12 protein-coding genes are annotated in these 21642 nt (G+C 56.9%); 5 read left to right on the top strand and 7 right to left on the bottom strand.

Going from position 1 to position 21642, the window contains the following annotated elements; translation table 11 throughout:
- Positions 1–5 precede the first annotated feature (5 nt).
- Positions 6–947: an ABC transporter substrate-binding protein gene (locus A3OW_RS0104535; protein ID WP_020562240.1), complete on the top strand. Its 942-nt coding sequence runs from the start codon at positions 6–8 to the stop codon at positions 945–947.
- 16 nt (positions 948–963) lie between these two features.
- Positions 964–5937 (top strand): EAL domain-containing protein, encoded by a 4974-nt coding sequence (locus A3OW_RS0104530; RefSeq protein WP_020562239.1) that lies wholly within the window; start codon positions 964–966, stop codon positions 5935–5937.
- A gap of 30 nt (positions 5938–5967) precedes the next feature.
- Here A3OW_RS0104530 and A3OW_RS0104525 read toward each other — a convergent pair whose 3' ends face one another.
- Genes A3OW_RS0104525 through A3OW_RS24045 form a run of 3 tightly spaced genes read right to left on the bottom strand, consistent with a single transcriptional unit; the run spans position 5968 to position 11758 of the window.
- Complete coding sequence (locus A3OW_RS0104525) at positions 5968–9090, bottom strand: efflux RND transporter permease subunit (protein WP_020562238.1); 3123 nt, start codon at positions 9088–9090, stop codon at positions 5968–5970.
- A complete protein-coding gene (locus A3OW_RS0104520) occupies positions 9087–10199 on the bottom strand; it encodes an efflux RND transporter periplasmic adaptor subunit (protein ID WP_020562237.1) in 1113 nt (370 codons plus the stop codon). Before A3OW_RS0104520 ends, A3OW_RS0104525 begins: the two co-directional genes overlap by 4 nt.
- Complete coding sequence (locus A3OW_RS24045) at positions 10196–11758, bottom strand: efflux transporter outer membrane subunit (RefSeq protein ID WP_051091846.1); 1563 nt, start codon at positions 11756–11758, stop codon at positions 10196–10198. The genes A3OW_RS0104520 and A3OW_RS24045 overlap by 4 nt, the downstream gene beginning before the upstream one ends.
- A 397-nt stretch (positions 11759–12155) precedes the next feature.
- On the opposite strand from A3OW_RS24045, the gene A3OW_RS0104510 reads away from it, so the two are divergent.
- Complete coding sequence (locus A3OW_RS0104510) at positions 12156–12491, top strand: phage holin family protein (protein ID WP_020562235.1); 336 nt, start codon at positions 12156–12158, stop codon at positions 12489–12491.
- 45 nt (positions 12492–12536) lie between these two features.
- On the opposite strand, the gene A3OW_RS0104505 is transcribed toward A3OW_RS0104510, so the two are convergent.
- The 4 genes from A3OW_RS0104505 to A3OW_RS0104490 form a co-directional block, all read right to left on the bottom strand.
- Complete coding sequence (locus A3OW_RS0104505) at positions 12537–13580, bottom strand: MJ1255/VC2487 family glycosyltransferase (RefSeq protein ID WP_020562234.1); 1044 nt, start codon at positions 13578–13580, stop codon at positions 12537–12539.
- Between the two features lie 130 nt (positions 13581–13710).
- A complete protein-coding gene (gene lplT / locus A3OW_RS0104500; protein WP_232422331.1) occupies positions 13711–15039 on the bottom strand; it encodes a lysophospholipid transporter LplT in 1329 nt (442 codons plus the stop codon).
- Positions 15032–15826: a UDP-2,3-diacylglucosamine diphosphatase gene (locus tag A3OW_RS24040; RefSeq protein WP_020562232.1), complete on the bottom strand. Its 795-nt coding sequence runs from the start codon at positions 15824–15826 to the stop codon at positions 15032–15034. Before A3OW_RS24040 ends, lplT begins: the two co-directional genes overlap by 8 nt.
- A gap of 11 nt (positions 15827–15837) precedes the next feature.
- A complete protein-coding gene (locus A3OW_RS0104490; RefSeq protein WP_020562231.1) occupies positions 15838–17565 on the bottom strand; it encodes an outer membrane protein assembly factor BamB family protein in 1728 nt (575 codons plus the stop codon).
- Positions 17566–17776: 211 nt separating this feature from the next.
- Here A3OW_RS0104490 and A3OW_RS0104485 point away from each other — a divergent pair, with 211 nt between their 5' ends.
- Positions 17777–19372: an alkaline phosphatase D family protein gene (locus A3OW_RS0104485; RefSeq protein WP_020562230.1), complete on the top strand. Its 1596-nt coding sequence runs from the start codon at positions 17777–17779 to the stop codon at positions 19370–19372.
- A gap of 214 nt (positions 19373–19586) precedes the next feature.
- Complete coding sequence (locus A3OW_RS0104480) at positions 19587–21569, top strand: sulfatase-like hydrolase/transferase (protein WP_020562229.1); 1983 nt, start codon at positions 19587–19589, stop codon at positions 21567–21569.
- Positions 21570–21642: the final 73 nt, after the last annotated feature.

The raw sequence follows: 21642 nt of genomic DNA, 5'->3' as shown, positions 1-21642 counted from the left end.
AGCTTATGAAATTGCATCTATCAGCGTTCAGGCTGATCCCGCTCTTGCTGTTGATATTATCGATGTGGTCCGCTCCCTTATGGGCGGCCAAGGTCCGGCAAGTGTTGATCGTGGCCAATTCGATGGACGAACCGTATCGACAGGCCATCGACGGTTACAAGAAGCAATTGTCGTCGACGCAAACCGTCAAATTCACCGAGCGCTATCTTGTCCAGGCCGATGACCCGGATTCGCTGCTTTCGGCGGAAATCCGGAATAACCCGCCGGATTTGATTTACAGCCTGGGCGGGGAAGCAACGGAAGCCTCACTTCGGAACACTTCGACCATTCCGATTGTCGCCACCATGATTCTGAAAAGGTTTTCGTACAAGCACGCGAGTAACATTACCGGCGTCTATTTGAATTATCCCCTGACGATCCAGTTTGAGTGGTTGAAGAAATTTTTCCCGGAACAGAAAAAAATCGCCATTTTCTTTAATCCGGAAGAAAATACCGGAACCATCCGGGAGGCTAGACAAATAGCCGGTCAGCAAGGGCTGGATCTTATTCCCATCCCGGTCGAAACGCCCAGGGAGCTTCCTTACGCGCTCGACCAACTGAAAAGCAATGTGGAAATCCTGCTGGCGATTCCGGATGAAGTCGCCATGTCCTCAAAAACAGCCAAGGAAGTGCTTCTGGCCTCTTTTAGAAATCGGGTTCCTTTGGTGGGGCTGTCTGATAATTGGGTCAAGTCCGGTGCTTTTTACTCGTTGTCCTGGGATTACGAGGACCTGGGTAGACAATGCGCCATTCAGTCGGATACACTGATCAAAGGCATCCCCATACAAAACGTCCCCGTCGAATATCCGCGTAAAACCGCCTATTCCATCAACGCAAAGATAGCCGAGCATATGAACATCGAAATATCTCAGGCTTTATTAAAAAATGCAAAGCTGATCTTTAATTAATCATGCCGGTAGTAAAATGAAATCGATCGCGGCCAAATTCAATCTGTTGACCATTTTCCTGATTACATTGACGGCTTTCCTGGTGGGAGGTTATTTGATATGGCTGCATCAGCTCAATACCTTCAGAAATTTCTCCCAACACGGCGAAGAAATCGCCGTCATGCTGGCTAAAAACATCGAATACGGCGTTTACACCGAGAATCAGCAGGAAATCGAACACGCCCTGAAAGGCCTGAAACAAAATCCGGACATCGCTTATCTGACGATTTCCAACAAGGATTTCAAAATATTGGCGGAAAGGAATTTTCGCGGCGTCTCAAAAATACCCGACATCAGGAATGCCGGCCGGAACGACGTGGATTTTAGCCTTGCGAAGTGGCTCGAAGATTACTACGTCGATCCCAAAGATAATAAAAATTACATCAATGTCATTACCCCCGTCTACATAAGAGCCGGCACGGCCGAGTCGGATCCGTTAATGGATTTTCCCGATCCGGATCAGGGTAAATCGGAAATCATCGGTTTCGTCCAGTTGGGCATCAGCCAGGATCGGATTTTTCAGGATTCCAAGAAATTTTTGTTCCAAACGATCGAGATTGCCAGCTTTGTCGTGATTCTGGGCATTCTGCTGACCCTCTGGCAAACCCGGCGCATCATATTGCCCATCAAAAAACTGGTCCTGGCGACCAAGGATATTTCGGAAGGACATTTCGGCAAGAAAATTCAATTCAATACGACGGGGGAACTCGGAGAGCTGGCGAGCTCTTTTAACGACATGTCGCAGGATTTGCTGGCCTTTAAACAGGAAGTATTATCCCATCGCGATACGCTCGAACGGCAGGTTGCGCAACGTACCCGCGATCTTCAGAAAAAAACGGACGAGGCCTACCAGCTCGCTACCAAGGCGGAAGCCGCCAATAAGGCGAAAAGCGAATTTCTGGCGACGATGAGTCATGAAATTAGAACGCCGATGAACGGCGTGCTCGGCATGATCGAGCTGCTGCTGGATACCCATCTGGATTGGCGCCAGAAACGCCTGGCGGATACGGCGTTTCGTTCGGCGGAGTCCTTGCTGGGGGTCATCAACAATATTCTGGATTTTTCCAAGATTGAATCGGGCAAATTCGTTTTATTGACCAAGGAGTTCGACTTGCGTCATTTCCTGGAAGAAATAGCGGAATTTCTGGCGACGCAGGTGCACAACAAAGGTCTGGAATTCATTCTGGATCTGCCCCATGATCTGGACCTGACCGTTAAAGGCGATCCCGAAAGGCTGCGTCAGGTGTTGATCAACCTGTTAGGCAATGCCTTCAAATTTACCGAACGCGGGGAAATACAGCTTAAGGTCGGCTGGATCGACCGCCCGGAATCCGGAAAACCGGTCAAGCTGCTGTTTGAAGTAACCGATACCGGACCCGGCATCGCGTCCGAGCAGCAACAGCAAATCTTCGAGAGTTTCACCCAGGTGGATGGATCGATTACCCGGCGCTACGGGGGCACCGGGTTAGGCCTGACCATCTCCAGACAATTGGTCGCGTTGATGGGCGGCAGCCTGGAATTGTCGAGCACGCCGGGCAAAGGTTCCTGTTTTTATTTTGCCCTCTGCTTCGAGCACAGCCCGTGCGCAACGATTCCCAAGGTGGACGCCTCGGCATTGCAGGACATTCCGGTATTGATCGTCGACGACAATGCGGCCAATCGTTCCGTCCTGCAGGACGAGCTTTGTTACTGGGGAGTGAACTGCGACTCTGCCGCCAACGGCGAACAGGCGCTGAATGACTTGATTGAAGCGGCTTGTCTCGGAAAGCCTTACCAAGTGGCGATTGTGGATGGGAAGATGCCCGAAATGGACGGTTTGACGCTGATCCGGGCGATCTATTCCGAGCCGCTCATTCCCGCACCGTCGATCATTCTGTTAAGTTCGGACCATGTCTTGTGGAACATCAGTGAAGAGGACCGGCAATTGATCCGATTCTTTTTGAATAAACCGGTGACCCGGCAAAAGCTGCTGGATTGCCTGTTCGAATTGATCGGGGTATTGGACAGCAAGAGAAAAACCCAGCGGGAACCGGTTTTAAGCAGTTCCATCAAGCCGATGAATAAAAAAATCCTGCTGGCCGAGGACAACCTGATCAACCAGGAAGTCGGGGTAGGCATCATCCGCTCCCTGGGCTGCAAAGTCTACGTGGCCCATGACGGATTGAAAGCGGTCAAGGCCTATGCGAAAGAGCATTACGATCTGATTCTGATGGATTGCCACATGCCGGTCATGGATGGGTTTCAGGCAACGGTGAAAATACGGGAATATGAAAAGGCACAGAATCGCAAATCCCGCATACCCATCATCGCGTTGACCGCGGACGTGCAGAAAGGGATCGCAGAGCAATGCCATGCCGCAGGAATGGACGATTACGTCAGTAAACCTTTCAGCAGGAAAGAACTTCAGGAAGTCATTCAACAATGGTTGCCCGCCACGTCTTACGATTTATTGCCGATCAAGACCGGTCAACCGGACGAGCAGATGCCGAAACTTGCGGAAGAGCCGCGCATCAATGCCGAGGCCATTCATAATTTGAAGGCTTTTAGCTTGCTGAACAAGGCCGTTGAGCTGTTTGTCGATTCGGCGGCCGGAGACATAGAAAAAATGAGAGTGGCCTTGACCAATGAAGACGTCGCCGAACTGGTCAGAGTCGCGCACAGCTTCAAGTCCAGTTGCGCCAACCTCGGCGCCGACTCGCTGGCCGAGCTTTCCAATTCGGTTCAGATGCTGGCTAATAAAAAGCAATTAAACGGTATCGATGAGCTGCTCACGGTCATGGAAAAGGATCTTGAGGAGGTGCTGGCCGAATTAAAAGTCAAAATTTCCCCGGTTCCGGTTTCAGACCGGAACGAGCCGGCGCCCATACCGAACAATCGCATCTTGCTGGTGGACGACGATGCGAATTTTCGCTTGATCACTTCCGAAGTTTTACGCGCGGCGAATTTTTCTGTCGACGAGGCGGCCGGCAGCGCCGAAGCCATCGAAAAAATCCGGCTGCATCAGCCCGATCTGATCCTGCTGGACGCCGTCATGGAAGGGGTCGACGGTTTTGCCACGTGCCGTTCAATTAGAGCGAATCCGGCGCTGGCGGACGTGCCCATCATCATGTCGACCGGATTGGGCGACACCGAGTCCATCAATAAAGCCTTTGCCGCGGGCGCGACCGACTTTATCGTCAAGCCGTTGAACTTTCCGATCCTGATCCATCGATTGTATTTCACTCTGAGAGCAAGCCAGAATACCGCCGAACTCAGAAGCAAAAAACTGCAACTTGCCGCGGCTCAGCGCATCGCACGCCTCGGCTATTGGACCTGGGACACCCAGCACAACGAATTTTGCCTGTCGGAGCAGTTGGCGGAGTTGTGTGAAATCAGAGCGGAAGACTTCGGTGGGACGCTGGAGGATTTTCTTGATCTTGTTCATCCCGAGGACCGCAGCTTCGTTAAGGACGTCATCCTGTCCGCCAGGCAAAACAAAACGGTTCAGCATCTTGAGTACCGACTGGCCATGCCGTCGTCGGCCACGGTTTTCGTCCATCAGGAAATTGAAGCGATTACCGATCAAAACGATTTCATCATTACCGGCACCGTTCAGGATATTACCCATAAAAAACAAACGGAAAAGCAAATCCATCGTCTGGCGTATTTCGACAGTCTGACCGGCCTCGCCAGCCGTTCCTATTATCAGGAGCGGATCGAGGACATCATTAAAACCGCTACCCGCCGGGATGAGCAGTTTGCCTTTCTGTTCCTGGATCTGGACGGCTTTAAAGACATCAACGACAGCTTCGGTCATAACGTCGGCGATCAGTTTTTAAAATTCATCGCGCAACGAATCAAACAGGTGATCCGCGACGTGGATTTTGCCGCCCGCATGGGCGGCGACGAATTCTGCATCATCCTGACCAACATAGCGGACATGGACAGCGTAGCCGAAGTGGCCACCCGCTGTCTGCAGAAAATTAATCAGCCGTTATCCGTGGACAATCATCAGATCATCCCCAGAGTCAGTATCGGCATCGCCCTTTTTCCGAGGGACGGCGGCAATGAAACCGAACTGATCAAAGCCGCCGATACCGCCATGTATTCGGCAAAACATGCAGGAAAGCAGCGCTTCGTATTTTATTCCAGCGACATGACCAGTCAGGCGATCGAGCGCTTAAAAAGGGAACAATTGTTGCGGGCGGCGTTTGAACAGGAACAATTCATTCTGAATTACCAGCCTCAAATCTCCATGAGCACCGGCCGGATCGTCGGCGTAGAGGCGTTGGTGCGCTGGCGGCATCCGGAAAAAGATCTTGTCTTGCCGGGCGAATTTATCAAGCTGGCGGAACAGCTTGGCTTGATCGTGGATTTGGGCAACTGGGTGCTTCGGGAAGCATTCCATCAGATCGTCCAATGGAAAAAGAAAGGTTTGCCTTATATCCGGGTCGCCGTAAACATCTCTCCTTATCATTTCAAGGACGACTCCTTGTTAAGGAACGTTCAAGAGTTGTTGGAATCCACCCGGGTACCGGCCGAATTCATCGAACTGGAAGTCACCGAAAGCGCCATGCAAACCGAAGGTCATCTGGACGTTTTCAACAAGCTCAGAAAGCTCGGCGTCAAAATTGCCATCGACGATTTCGGCACCGGTTATTCCTGTCTGGCTTCGCTCAATCAATTGCCGCTCGATTGTTTAAAAATCGATAAAGTTTTCGTTGACGACGTACTCAACAATCCGCAGACGTCGTTGCTTATCGGCACCATCATCAGTCTGGCCAATGCCTTCGATTATTCCCTGGTTGCCGAAGGCGTCGAAACCAGAGAGCAGGTCCTGGTCATGCACGGCCTGGGCTGTCACATCATGCAGGGTTTCTTTTTCAGCCAGGCCGTTTCCGCCGACAAAATCCCGGAAATGTTGAACGTCGATTTCACGGTACAGAAAAATCTTTTTCAATTTACCGGCTGATCCCGAACACGGATTCAGTCCACAGGGGGGTCAATTCGGAAACCGGCTTGAAGCCCCCGCCGATACGCCGGATGCCTTCGCCGTGGCATGGCGCTGCCAGATCGACCTAAGCCAGGCATTGAGATCATCCAGATAGGTATACGTGACGGGAATGACCAGCAGGCTGAGCAAGGTGGAAGTCACCAGGCCGCCGATGACTGCGATCGCCATCGGACTGCGGAAAGAGGCGTCCCAGTCTCCTGAGCCGACCGCAATCGGCAGCATGCCTGCGCCCATGGCGATGGTGGTCATGACGATCGGGCGGGCCCGTTTCCGGCAGGCGTCCAGCAGGGCATCGGCGCGGGACATGCCGTGATCCCGGCGGGCCACGATGGCGTACTCGACCAGCAATATGGAATTCTTGGTGGCAATGCCCATCAGCATGATCAACCCGATCAGCGACGGCATCGAGAACGCTTTGCCCGCCAGCAGCAGCGCCACAAAACCGCCGCCGAAGGAAAGCGGCAGCGCGGCCAGAATGGTCACCGGCTGCAAAAACTCCTTGAACAGCAGCACCAGCACGATGAATATGCAGAGCACGCCGGTGAGCATGGCCAGGCCGAAATTGGCGAAAAGCTCGGCCATCATTTCGGCATCGCCAATATTGACCTGTTTGACCCCGGCAGGCAGATTGCGAATGCTCGGCAGGTTTTGCACGGCATTGGCGACGTCTCCCAAAGGCAATCCGGAGAGTTCGACTTCAAAATTGACATTGCGTGAACGATCGTAACGGTCGATCACCGCAGGACCGCTGGACAGCTCCAGATTGGCTACCTGACGCACCGTCACCGAGCTTGCTCCGGCTTTGCCCGAGGGCACCGCGAGCCGTTCCAGCACCGAAAGATCGCTCCGCGCATCGGCGGTCAATTTCACCACGACCGGCACCTGACGCTGAGCAAGATTCAGCTTGGGCAAGGACCAGTCGTAATCGCCCAGGGTGGCGATGCGCAGCGTTTCCGCAATGGCTGCAGTGGTGACGCCCAGATCGGCGGCGCGGGCAAAATCGGTTCGTACCGCAATTTCGGGCCTTACCAGCGCCGCGCTGGAAGCGATGCTGCCGAGGCCGGGGATGGTTCGAAGATCGTGTTCCACGTTGCGGGCTGCGGTGCTTAATGCCTGGGGATCGTCGCCGCTGAGCACCAGGACGTATTTTTCGCCGGAACCGCCGAGGCCGACCTTGGTGCGCACGCCGGGCAGAGCTTGCAGCGCCTGCCGGATGTCCTGCTCGACGACTTGCTTGCGCACGGGCCGGTCCTGCCGATTCGCCAGCAGAATCGTCAGCGTGGCCTTGCGCACTTCGCCGCCCTGAGAGCCGGCAAAGGGATCGCTTCCGGCCGCACCGCCGCCGATGGTCGTATAAACCGATTTGACGTAAGGCACGCCTGCCATCAGTTGCCGGGCGGCTTCCGCCGAAGCTCTGGTCTGGGCGAGGGTGGCGCCGGGCGATAATTCGACAAAAACCTGGGTCTGCGGATTGTCGTCCGGCGGAATGAAGCCGGTAGGCAATAGCGGAATCAGCAACAGGGAGCCCAAGAAAAACGCCGCCGCAGCCGCCATCGTGGCCAGACGGTGCTTCAGGCACCAGGCCGCCAGCTTCATGTAAAGTTTCATGACGCGCCCCTCCGGCAGCTCGGAGGGGTGCGTATCTTTCAGCATGTAGGCCGCCATCATCGGGGTCAACATCCGTGCAACCACCAGTGAGGCCAGGACGGCCAGAGCGGCGGTCCAGCCGAATTGCTTGAAGAAGCGCCCGGCTATCCCGCTCATGAAGGCGGTGGGAAGAAATACCGCAACCAGGGCAAACGTCGTCGCGACCACCGCCAGACCGATTTCGTCTGCGGCCTGCATGGCCGCCTGATAGGGCGTCTTGCCCATGCGTAAATGGCGCACGATGTTTTCCACCTCGACGATGGCATCGTCTACCAGAATGCCGACCACCAGGGACAACGCCAGCAAGGTGATGCCGTTCAGGGAAAACCCCAGATGGTCCATGCCCCAAAAAGCCGGAATGATCGACAACGGCAGCGCCACCGACGAAATGAAAGTCGCCCGCCAGTCTTTCAAAAACAACCATACCACCAGCACGGCCAGCAAGGCGCCTTCATAAAGCATGGACATGGAGCCCTGGAATTCTTCCAGCACCGGCGTGACAAAATTGAACGCTTCGGTAAATTCCATGTCCGGATTGGAAGAACGTAATTCCGCCAGGGCTTTCTGCACGCCCATGCCGACGTCCACGTCGCTGGCGCCCCGGCTGCGCGTGACTTCAAATCCGACCACCGGCTTGCCGTTGAGTAAGGCCAGCGATCTGGGCTCCGCCACGGTATCGTCGATCGTGGCGACCTGATCGAGCCGAATGCGGCGGCCGTCCGGCAAAGACAACTGCAGCAGCCGGAACTCCTCGACCGAAGCCACGTTGGCCAGAGTGCGCACGGGCTGCTCGCCGCTGCCCAGATTGATGCGGCCGCCGGCGCTTTCTCGTTGTATCTCGCGCAACTGCCGGGAAATGTCGGCGGCCGTGGCGCCCAGCGATTGCAGTTTGACCGGATCCAGAGCAATGGTCACCTCCCGGCTGACGCCGCCGACGCGGTTGACCTGGCCGACGCCGCGCACCGTCAACAATTTTTTGGCGACCGTATCATCCACAAACCAGGACAGCGCTTCGTCGTCGCGCCGATCGGAGGCGACAGTAAACGCCAGAATCGGGGATCCGGCCAGATCCAGCTTGTTGACGACGGGGTCGCGAAGATCGTTCGGAAGGTCGGAGCGCACTTTGGCAACGGCGGAACGAACGTCGTCCACCGCTTCCTGCACCGGTTTTTCCAACTGAAATTCCACCGTGACGGCGACGCTCCCGTCCTGCACTTTCGTGGTGATGTGCTTCAGACCCTGCAGGGTGGCTATGGAATTTTCGATTTTGCGTGCGACTTCGGTTTCCAGTTGCGAAGGCGAGGCGCCGGGCAGAGAGGCCGAGACCGTCACCGTGGGCAGATCCAGGTCGGGAAAATTCTGGATCTTCATCGACAGAAAGCTCGACATTCCTCCGAAACTCAGCAGCACGAACAGCATCATTGCCGGAATGGGATTGCGTATGCACCAGGCGGAAACGTTCATTGCCGCACTACCCGCACCGTGTCGCCGTCGGCCAGAAAGGAAGCGCCTCCGGAGACCAGGCGGTCGCCCGCCGTGAGTCCCGAGAGAATCTCGAAACGATCGCCGCTTCTCTGGCCCAACTGCACCTTGACCTGGGAGACTCGGGCCAGATCGCCGGATTGCTCGCTCAGCTTGAACACGTAGCTGAAGCCTTCCCGCAGAGAGAGCGCCGTCTGAGGCACCGTGTGCGCGCTCTTGATGCCGACGTCGAATTCACCGCGGGCGAACATTCCCGCGCGAAACCCGTGTTGCGCCGCTTCGGGCAGATCCACGTAAATCAGGCCGTTGCGGCTTTTTTCATCCAGGGTCGGAGCCAGCGTGCGGATCTCGCCCTTGAGACCGCCGACGTTGGGCACTTCGACGTTGACCGTCATGCCGGGCTTGAGCTGCGCCATTTCGGCGGCCGTCACTTCGCCGCGCCATTCAAGCCGGTTTTGCCGGATAATCCGGAACAGTTCCTGTCCTTTGGCGGCGACGGCCCCCAGCGTGGCGCTGCGGGAAGAAACGACACCGTCGTCGCTGGCCCGAACTAGGGTGTATTTAAGGCGCAACAACTGCGATTCCAGTTGTGCTCTGGCCGTTTTCACCTTGGCTTTTGCGGTTTTCTCCGCGGTAATGTACTGATTGACTTGCTGGAGGCTCAGGGCTCCGGAAGCCGATATCTGCCTGGCCCGTTCCGCGTTATCCCGCGCATCGGCCAGATTCGCCTCGGCCTCGGCCAGGATTGCCCGGCTTTGGGCTACATCGGTCAGGACGCTTTCATCGGAAAACACCGCCAATACCTGTCCTTTCTTTACGCTGTCTCCCACTTGCACGTTCACCGCGGTCAAACGCAGATCGCTGATTTCGGAGCCGATCACCGCTTCCTGCCATGCCGTAATCGAACCGTTGGCGGTCAGCGTCACATGAATGTCCTGCAGAGCGGGCTGTACGACCGTAACGCTGAGCGCCGGCCTGGGCGCCGAAGCGTTGTCTGCGGCTTCGGGTTGTTGGCCGCATCCTGCGATCATGCCGGTAGCGATCAATGCGCATAAGACGGTCGGCAGCGCGCCTGTTTTTCCTTTGGTCATGATTTTCCTTCGGTTAAGTCGATGGGATGATTGATAAAACGGTCCGGTTTTGCGGACTTTCCGGTGCCCGCGGCCGAAGAGGATGCGGCGCCGGCGGTTTCGACGTCTTCGGAATCTTCCCAACTGCCGCCGGCCGCGCGGTAAAGAGCGATCCAGGCGCTTACCTGCTCCTGCTCCAGTTCTTTCAGAGCCACTTCCGCGGACAGTACGTTCCGCCGGGAGGTTTCGACGTCGAGCAAATTACCTAAACCCACTCGGTAAAGCTGCTGGACGGCCTGAAAATGCGAGCGGTATCCGGAAACGGCCGTTTGCGCTTCGGGCAAACGCCGGCCGGCGCTATCCAGGCGCACCAGAGCGTCTTCCACTTCCTTCACCGCCGTGCGCACTTTGCTGCGGAACACGCTTTCGGCCGCCTGATACCGGGCTTTGGCCGCTTCCACATCGGCCGCCCGCTTTCCCGCATCGAACAGCGGCAAGCTCAGCGTCGGGCCGATCGACCAGGTCTCGGCAAGAAAAAAGGCGGCGCCATTCATGTTCTGCAAGGTCGGCGTGATGTTTCCGGACAAGCTCAGCTTCGGAAAGCGTTTGGCCTGTTCGACGCCGATTCGGGCGCTGGCCTCCGCGACGTCGCGTTCGGCGGCCGCCAGGTCGGGCCGTTGCAGCAATACCCGCGCCGGCAGAGCATCCACCCGAAATGCCGGCGGCTCGGGCAGTTTTGCCGTCCGGTCCGGCGTTCCGGTAAGTAATTTTCGAACTTCCGCTTCCTCAAGGCCGGTCAGGGCGACCAGGCCTTTTATCGCACGTTCGCATTGCGCTTGTTGTCGCAGCAACATTCTATTGCCTTCGGCGGCGCTGGCATTGGCCAGGGCGATATCACCCGGCGCTCGGAATCCGGCCTTGCCGGCGATTTCGGCGAGCCGGGCGGATTCCCGTCGCGATTCGGTGTCGGCTTGCACTATTTGCACCTGGCTTTCACAGTAACGATACTCCAGATAAGCATTAGCGACTTCCACCGCCACGGCGACTCGGGCGTCGTGCCACGCGGCGTTTCTCGATGCCAGTTGGCTGACGGCCGCTTCCTTTTGGCGCGCCAGACCACCGAACAAATCGACTTCCCAACTGGATTGCAGTCCGAACGGAAATTGATTCCAGACGAAAGGTTGCCCGCCAAAGGACGACGACGAATGTGAGGCGCCCGTGCTGAAGTCCAGTTTGGGCAGCAGGGCGGAATCCGCGCCGACCAAGCCGGCTCTGGCTTGCTCAATGCGCGCTTTGGCATCGGCGACGGAGCCGCTGGCTTGTTCCGCTTTTTCCAAAAAACGGCTGAGTACCGGATCATTGAACCGCTCCCACCACCGGCTCAAGTTCGCCGGAACGCCCCGGTGCGCCATGGGCGGGAGACTGTCGGCGGGCTGAGGCGCCTGCCAGCGCGCCGCAGCCGGCATTGGCTGAGTCCGGTAATCGGGGCCGACCGTCGTCAGCAGACCGCCGGGGTCGCACGCTGAAAGCAGCGCCGATAAAAGGCTCCAGTGGCATCGATGCAGAAGTTTATTGCTCATGGTGTATTGTTTGCCCGCGACGCCGTGCTTCGCGCTCTTGACTTGATTCCGAAGGTGCGATTTTGGCAATTCCGGCTCTGCGTATTGATTACCGGAAGCCGGATCAAAGGATTGACCGGATATTTTATTTGTCAATCGCCTGATTTTCAATTCCGGATTAAGCCCGAATTGAGCGGGCGGCGATATAACAAGAACTTGGGCCATCTATGGATTCCATGGATCATCGTCCGATCAGCCCGATGCTGGGTTTGGCTTTCCTGTAACCGTTTCCGGATTATGCCGAACAGAAGTTGTCCGGAAAAGTCTGAATTTGATTGCGCGAAAGACAGTCTATTTTTCATATTCGCTTTGAAAATAAAAAATAATGCCGAGGGGATAACTCATTCAGGAGAAGGTTATGCTGTCGTTTTTCGTCCATTGGATTGTCACCGCGGGCTTGCTGCTTCTTGCGGCCAGCCTCGTTCGAGGGTTTTACGTCGAAGGCTGGGGGGCGGCGCTGATCGGCGCGCTGGTGATGGGCTTCGTCAATGCCGTGATACGGCCGGTCATGGTTTTTCTGACGTTTCCTTTTACCTTGATCACGTTTGGGCTCTTTCTGCTGGTAGTCAACGCACTCATGCTCTGGCTGGTGGCGGCCCTGGTGCCGGGCATCCGGATTCAGGGATTCTGGACCGCACTGGTGGGGAGCCTGGTGCTGACGTTGCTCAACGTGGTGGTGGAGCTTTTCATTTAGCCGCAAAAAAGGCGGGGGTGCCGTCTCAAGCCCCGCCGAGCCGATTTAATCGCTCCACCGATAAACGCTGACCGTGCTCCAGCACGCGTCGAGGAAATCGTCATCGATCGGCGGCATGCCGTTCAGCATCCAGTTCACCAGTATTTTTGCGACGTTCGGATAAGTGACCTGAACCCGGTGGGGATTATTCAGCCAATCGGCAATGACCCTGGCGTCGAGATCGTACATGATGCGTCCGTAGCCGAGCTGTTTCAGAGCGGCGGCGTTCGAGATTTGTTCCAGTTGCGAATGCAGCGGCTTGACCAGGATTTTCTTGCCGAGTTGCAGCGCTTCGCTGATCAATTCAAATCCGGCATTGCTGATGATGGCGGCGCAGTCCCTGAGGTCGTGCTGGAAACCGTCGCGCGATAAAGGCCGGATCTTGACGTGTGCCAACGACGAGACAACGGCTGCGGACGTATAAACAAAAAAATCGTGGTCTTTGAACGGAGCGAGCAGCTTGACCACCTCTTCGGAGTTTTCGAACGGCAGATACACGACAATCTTGTTTGCCGAGTAATGCGGCAACGGCCGGGGTAGGGGAGCGATGATCGGCGGCAGGATCGGCTGGCCGAAATGATGCCAATGCAGGCCGACGCTGCGGTGAGTCGGCGCAAAATATTTCATCACCCGTTTCGCGATGAAATCGTCGCCCTCGCGGGGAATGGCGTAATTGAACGCGTATTGATGGCCGATGCCGAGGGATTTTTGTTTCTTGAATCTGGCCGCCCAGGCGGTCACCGGCTCGAAGTCGCAAAGCACCAGATCATAGCCTTGCAAATCCAGCCTCTTCACCTCCTGGATGAAATCGATCGGGCGGGCGTCGAAGGCGGTTTTCAGATAGCTGACGTTGCCGTTTTCAGTATGAAAGGTCAGTCCTTTCCTGACCTGATAATCGTTGAATATGCCCATGTCGAAGTAGTTGGCCGCATCCCGTCCGCTGAACATATAGGTGACCTCGACGCCGGCTTCGGCCAGGGCTTTGGCCATTTCTCTGGCCCGCGTGATGTGACCGTTGCCGGTGCCCTGCACGCCATAAAATAGTTTCATTCGGCTTTATTACCTTTTGCTGTGTTACAAGGAAATCCAATTCAAGCCGGTACTCGACCCGGCTTGTGCAGGAAAGAAAAATCGGGAAAGCGGGCAAATGTCGCGACAGTCCGATCCTTCATCCGCCGGCTTACGGATTCGAGTCCTGGTCGTGCCCGTGGATCTTTTGGATCGCGCCCATGCAGACCGCTATAAACAAGCCGAAGACGATCACGACGGTGTGGATCGAAAAATCGGCCCGGATCATCAACGAATAGGCGCCCAGCAGCAACAGAATGCTCAAATTTTCATTGAAGTTTTGCACCGCGATGGAGTGTCCGGACCCCATCAGCAAATGGCCACGGTGCTGGAGCAGAGCGTTCATCGGAATCAGAAAAGAGCCGGCCAGCATGCCGATCAGAATCAACAGCAGCGTGGCCAGCCCCAAATGACTCACCCACGCCATCGCCATGACCACCACTCCCATCGCTATGCCCAGCGGCAGCACTTTCACCGCGTGTGCGACCGGCACCGATCTGGCTGCGATCGCCGAACCGATGGCAAGGCCGACCGCCACCACGGCGGTCAATTGCGTGGCCTGCTCCAGGTTCAATTGCAGCGAAACCGCGGCCCAGGCAAGAATGATGAAACGCAGGCTGGTGCCGGCACCCCAGAACAGCGAGGTGACCGCCAGCGATACCTGGCCCAGAGGATCCTGCCAGAGCGTCGTCAGGCCCTGCCAAAACTCCCTGATCAACGACACCGGATCGCGATGAGTCAGCGCATGCTCGACCGCCAGTTTGGGAATGTAGCAGTTCAGCGCGGCCGCGATCAGATAAATTCCCAATATCGCCAGAATCGCGAATTCGGGCGCGGTGTCGATGCTCCCGTTGAAAGGCAGCGCACTCAGATGCCGTACGACGTTGACTTCGATATTCTGACCGATCAGTTGCCCGCCGCATATGGCGCCCAGGATGATCGCCGCGACGGTCAATCCTTCCATCCAGCCGTTTGCCCAGACCAGCTTTTCGACCGGCAGGTATTCGGTCAGGATGCCGTATTTGGCCGGAGAATACAGGGCGGCGCCCAGGCCGACCAAGCCGTACGCGATCAACGGGTGCAGTCCCGTCAGCATGCCCAGGCAGCCCATGATTTTGATGCTGTTGCTGATGAACATGACTTGGCCTTTCGGCAGGGCATCCGAGTAGGCTCCGACGAACGGGGCCAATAATATGAACGCAAAGACAAAGGACTGTTGCAGCACCGGGATTTGCCAGGCCGGCGCGCCGGTCGATTCGAGCAGGGCGATCGCGGCGAACAAGAGGGCGTTGTCTGCGAGCGACGAAAAAAACTGTGCCGCCAGAATGGTGTAGAAGCCGCGCATCGTCGCACGGTCGGCCTCCGGCTCGGCAACGCCGATGGGATTGGCCGCGGCGAAAGGATTCGAGGATTTATACAGGTTATCGATGTTTCTATTCATGCGCATTGACCTCGCGGCGTTTATTGGTCTTGATCACGGTTTCTTCCTGCTTGCGCCAACGCACCAATTCCAGAGCGCCGTTGAAATGCTCGACGATGGCGGTGCAGCTTTCAACGAAATCGCCGGTATTGACGTATAAAAATCCTTCCATCTCCTTGATTTCGGCATGGTGGATGTGGCCGCAGATGACGCCGTCGAGGCCTTTGTCGCGGAGCGTGGCGACGATGCTTTTTTCGTAGTCGGAAATGAACTGAACGATGTTCTTGACCTTGAATTTCACGAACGCCGCCAGAGAAAAATTCGAATGAATCCCGAGCGATCGCCGGACAGGCCGCAGGATACGGTTGAGCCACAGCAAAAAGTCGTAACCGACGCTGCCGAGCCTGGCGATCCATTGGTGGTATTGGGCGATCGTGTCGTATTCGTCGCCGTGCACGACCAGCAATTGCCTGCCTTCCGGGGTCACGTGCACGTCGGTGTTTTTGATGATGATGTCGCCGAACACGTAATTGTTGTAGTCCCTGACGTTTTCATCGTGATTGCCGGGCACATAGATGATCCGGGTGCCGTGACGCGCTTTCCGGAGCACTTTCTGGATCACGGTGTTGTGCTCTCGCGGCCAGTACATTTTTTTCGAAAGCGACCAGAAATCGATGATGTCGCCGACCAGATAAAGTTTTTCGCTCTCGTTGTGTTTCAAAAAGTCGAGCAGCACGTCCGCCTGACACTGCGCGGAGCCCAGGTGAAGATCCGAAATCCAGATGGTTCTATAGTTATTTTTATCCATAATCTCGTGAACTAGGGCTCAACCTCGATCCTGAAGGCTTCCAGCATCGCCTGATGGGTGGCGGGCAGAGAAGACGCCGCATAGAGGGTATCGTTATAAATGAGCGGGGCGGACAATTGACGTCCGGTTCCCTGCATGGCCGTTTCGACCAGCAGTTTGCCGTCCCGGACCCGGATGCCGTAAATCGTTCCCTGCATGCCGATATCGACGATCCAGACCACGTCCTCGCCCGTTTTGCCGAGTTTCGACACGAACGGCAGCGAAGGATGCGACCGGAAGATCTGCCGGGCCTTGACGCTGCCGGGTTCCGGATATTGCCAGAAGCGCCGGAATTTCGGAGTGCCTTGCTCCGTCACGATCTTCAACGCCACCAGTCCGGCCGAGTGGGTGTGGTCCGGAATGAACGTCGGAATCATCACCACCGGTGCGCCGTCCACAAAGCTCAGCGCCGGTTTGGTGACGATCATGCCTGCCCAGGACCGGTCGCAGGGATCTTGCGGCGCGCCGCAAAGATCGGCGATCTGCAGGCGGTCGAACTGTCGGCCGAGATGATCCGCATCCAATAAGGATACGCCGCCGTCCTTGCCCGCCTGAATCAGCACCGGTCGGCCGTTTTGCAACGTCGCCCGGACCGGGGCATTGGCGCCGAGATCGTAATCCATCCAGGCCAGGCATTCGCTGTAGCTTTTATCGTCGCAGTCGCCGCTCGCCGGCCGCAAGGGCGCATTGCCGTCGGCCAGGCGCGGTATGAACAGGTTCTTACAGGAGGCCATGCAGGCCGAATCGGGATTGACAGGATCGAACGCGGCGCACAATGCTTCATCGCAGCCGGGATCGAAGGCCAGGCCGGGCTTCAGGCGCATCAGCGTGTTCGCGTAATCGCCCCGTTTCAAATCGATCTGTCCGTTGCCGGTGGGCACGAGCAGCTCGTAACTGTCGCCCGCAGGATAAATTTGGGGGCCGGGAGGCGTCCAGATGCCGCCGCCGCAGATCATTTCCTGAGTACCGTATTCTACCGTGACCGGGCAGTCGGCTTCGGGCGTCGTCAGCAAGGCGGCGGTGACCGCTTCCCTGACGCCGCGTTGCCGCCAGGCGTCCAGGTCGATTTCAAACAGCCAGCCGTGGAAAGGCTGCGTATCTCCGGCATTGCCGAAGGCCGCATATATGACGCCCAGGCCGCCTTCTTTTTTCGCCGCATGCTGCAAGGCGGCGTGCGAATAGGCGGTCGGCGGATTGAACCTGACGGTCGATCGTCCGCCCGCGCCCGGTTTTTCGGCCTGAAGTTCGAGCACCGGAAAGGCCTCGTCCAGCTTTTTGTTCGCCAGATCGATCACCGCCAGGCGGTGGCTGACTCGTACGCCATGATCGAGGCATTGATAGACAATGATCAGCTTGTCGCCGGCGATGGCCGGCGTGGCAACCAGTTCGACTTGTTGGCCTTCGGGAGCCGGTGCCCGAAGCTTCCAGTCCGGAACGCCGGTTTCGGCATCCAGCATCGCGATCTCGCCGTCGGAGGCCGCAACGACGATCAGCGGCTTGCCTTGCGAAAAGTCGAGCAGGGGGGACGCCAGTATCGTTTGATCGAATAGAACGGGAGGCAGAGTCGGAGCCGGAAAGAGCGGTGTCAGGGAAACCGTTCGAGATTCGCTGCCGAACGCCAGACCCGGCGCTTGAGAATACGATAAAAGCAGACCTGCCGTCAGAAGAACGGCCTGCATACAAGCCAGGGCAAATTTCATCAAGTCGCATCGTTGTTATTTAACCTGGCAGGAATTGTAAGAAGCGACTGTTACGAAATGATGAAATTCAGGGGAAGAGGGTAAACAAAAGGCCTGCAGCAAGGCCATTCATTTGGACGTGCGGTTTTTATTGTATCTTCACGGTTCCGTCATGACCCTGTAACCACTTTGTTTCGATAATAGGAGTATGTTCAACGAACGTGTGGGTAGGATGTCGAACGAAGTTCAATTGGGACGGCGCCGTTTTCTCAAGACGGCGGGGCTGGCGTTGGGAGCGGGTCTGGTACCGAATCCGGCAGGGCACGGCCTTGTGGCCGGAGCCGGCGGGTTCAACGAGCCTTTCGCTGCGCCGCAGTTGCGGCAAGGCATTCAATTCGGCGACGTGCAGTCGGATCGTGCCGTCGTCTGGAGCCGCGCCGACCGCCCGGCCCGAATGATCGTCGAGTACGGTGCCAGACCGGATTTTTCCGACGCCCGCACGGTGGCGGGGCCTGTCGCTCTGGCCGATACGGATTACACCGCGCGCATCGATTTGACGGCCCTGCCGGCGGGGCAGGCCATCCACGTCCGGGTACGGTTCCAGGATCTGGACAACGCCAGATATCTGAGCCGGCCGAGCTACGGCCGTTTCCGCACCGCCCCCGCAGAAGGGCGGAGCCTCCGGTTTCTCTGGTCGGGCGATACCTGCGGCCAGGGCTGGGGCATCAATCCAGACGTCGGCGGCCTTCGCATCTTCGAAACGATGCGCCGGTCCGAGCCCGATTTTTTCATCCATTGCGGCGACAGCATTTACGCCGACAGTCCGATTCGGGAGTTCGAAGTCGTGCCGCAGACCCGAGAAGTCTGGCGCAATTGGGTCACGCCGGCAGTGGCCAAAGTGGCCGAAACGCTGGACGAGTTTCGGGGACGTTACCAATACAATCTGCTCGATCCCAATCTGCGCCGCTTCAACGCGGAAGTGCCGACCGTATGGCTTTGGGACGATCATGAAATCACCAATAACTGGTCGCCGTCGATAGATCTGGAAAAGGATGCCCGCTACCGGGAAAAATCGATCGCCCGGCTGGTCGCCCACGGCAGAAAAGCCGCGTTCGAATACGCACCGATGCGCCTCAAAGCCGCCGACGGAGCAGGGCGGGTCTACCGGCGCATCCCTTACGGGCCGCTGCTCGATCTGTTCGTTCTCGACATGCGCTCGTACCGAAGCGGCAACAACCACAATCGTCAGACCCAACGGGGCGAAGCGACCGCTTATTTGGGAAGCGAGCAATTGGCCTGGCTGAAGGCCGGGCTGAAAAATTCGGCGGCGGTCTGGAAAGTGATTGCGGCCGACATGCCGCTGGGCCTGCAATCTCTGGACGGCGCCGACCGGTGGAATCGCCCGCAATTCGAAAGTTGCGCCAACGGCGACGGCCCGGTCTCCGGGCGTGAATTCGAGCTGGCCGAATTGCTGGCCTTCAGCAAACGGGAAGGCATCGGCAACACCGTCTGGCTCACGGCGGACGTGCATTACGCAGCGGCGCATTTTTACGATCCCTCAAAAGCCCGGTTCAAGGAGTTCGAACCGTTTTGGGAGTTTATTGCAGGGCCTCTGCATGCGGGCAGCTTCGGCCCGCATGAGCTCGACGACACGTTCGGCCCGCAGGTGATTTTTCAAAAGGCTTCGTCCGTGCCGAATCTGTCGCCGCTGTTCGGAATGCAGTCGTTCGGTCAGGTCGACATTGACGGCGATAGCCGGGTGTTGACGGTCACGTTAAAAGACCTCGAAGGCAGCACTCTGTTCAGCCAGGACATGGTTCCCGTCTAAATTTCTGCGACTACTCCCGGTAGTGAAAATAAACAAGGCAGGGCAGGCCGGCTTATCTCTCTGATTTTTATCGTTTCGAACGTGCCCTGGTCTGGAAATTAAGAGTGACAATTGGTCGGCGAAATGATATTTTCGGGTTGTACGGCCGCTTTTGTGTTAGGGCTAAGGCTCTGAAACGCTGGCGAAAACGGGTGCTTAACCGGAGAATGACAAGATGAAAAATCGCGACGACAATCCTGTATCCGAATCCAGAGAAGCCGGCGATGAGGGGATGAATCCGAGCCGGCGGCGTTTTTTGCAGGAGAGCGCGGCGCTGTCCGCGGCAGGCCTTTTGGGCTTGCCTCAAGCCGGCCTGACCGATTCGCCGCAATCTGCCGCCGTTCCGGGGGACGGACGGAATCGGCCGAATTTTCTGATTCTGATGTGCGATGAAATGCGTTATCCGCCCTTCTACGAGTCGGCGTCGACCAAGGCATTCCGGCGTCAGTATTTGAAAACGCAAAATTTCCTGCGTCGGAACGGGGTGGAATTCCATCGCCATTACGCGGCCTCGGTGGCCTGTTCGCCGAGCCGTGCGTCGCTTTATACCGGTCAATACCCTTCGCTGCACGGCGTTACTCAAACTACCGGCGCCGCCAAGGACGCTTTCGACCCCGACGTGTTCTGGCTCGATCCGAACAGCGTGCCGACGATGGGCGACTATTTTCGCGCCGCCGGCTATTCGACTTATTGGCGGGGCAAATGGCATGCGTCCGATGCCGACATGATCATTCCCGGCACCAAAAGCCAGTTGGTCAGTTACGATGAGGACGGTAATCCGGATCCTGTCAAAGAAGCTTTGTATCAGAGCGCCGACCGGCTGGGCGGCTTCGGCTTTTCCGGCTGGATAGGCCCCGAACCGCACGGAAGAGCGCCGCTCAACAGCGGGTCCTCGGTTCCGGCAGGGCAGCAAGGCCGGGACGTAGGCTTTGCCCAACAAGCTCAGAGTCTTATCCGGCAGCTCGATCACGACAATAGCGCCAGTCCGTGGCTCATCGTCTCTTCGTTTGTGAATCCGCACGACATCACTTTGTGGGGCTTGTACACCAACGTTGCAAACCTGGGATTCGAGTTCGACATCGAGGAAGATGTCGTACCGCTTGAGTTGTTCGATCCCGTCCTGTTCAACCGGACCATGAACGACGATCTCGGCACGAAACCGAGCGCTCAGGCCAGCTACCAGACCAGCTATGCCAAATGGATGCAGCCGATCCTCGATGACCCGGCTACTCTGGAACGCTATTACCGCTATTATTATCAGCTCCACAAAAACGTCGACGAGCAGATGGGCACGGTGTTGCAGGCTCTGCTGGCTTCCAGGTTCAAGGATAATACGTATGTCGTTTTCCTTTCCGATCACGGCGACTTTCTTGGCTCGCATCACAATATGCACCAGAAGTGGTATACGGCCTACGACGAAGCGATCCGCGTGCCCTTGATCGTCTGGCACGGAGGGCAGATTTCCGCCCCCCGTTCGATCAGGACGTTGACGAGTCATATCGATATGCTGCCGACTCTGCTGGGACTTGCCGGCATTGCGCAGGAACCGGTTCGCGCAAGCCTGGCCGAAACCCATTCCGACGCGCTGCCGCTGGTGGGGCGGGACCTTAGTTCGTTAATCCTGGGCAGCGCCGATCCCCGCAGCGTCAACGACCCTTTGTATTTCATGACCGACGACGACCCCAGTCGCGGCCTGAATCAAAACAACTGGACAGGCATCGAATATAACTCGGTTATTCAACCGAACCATATCGAAACGGTGATTGCAAGGCTGAACGGAGAAATCTGGAAATACTCCCGCTATTTCGACAATCCGCAGTTCTGGACGACGCCGGGAACGCCCAACGATCCCGACGATCCCAATTATCCGAATGTCGACGACGTCGTTTCTCTGAATAAAGTGCCCCTGCCCACGGAAGACGGAACATACGAAGTGCCCTTTCAGGTCACTGTCAAACATACTCCCGTTACCGAGGAGTTCGAGATGTATAACGTGAGCCTCGACCCCATGGAGCTGAATAATCTTTATAATGACGGGGTTCATACGGAACAACAGCAGAGGCTCGCCCGGATTCTCGAACAGCAGCGGTGCACCAAGCGGCTTACGCCGTCCAGCGGAACGATTCCGGGGCAGCCCGATTCTTGTGCTCCGGGCTAAGGGGCTTTATCCGGGAGCAGAGAATGCCGAACACGCTTGAAAGTCGCCTGTTTTATAGTTGTGCGAGTTATGC

Origin of the sequence: Methylosarcina fibrata AML-C10, from assembly GCF_000372865.1 — a bacterium.
Lineage (GTDB): Bacteria > Pseudomonadota > Gammaproteobacteria > Methylococcales > Methylomonadaceae > Methylosarcina > Methylosarcina fibrata.
The sequence above is the reverse complement of the archived record's forward strand: the minus strand, read 5'-3'. Positions and strand labels throughout refer to the sequence as shown.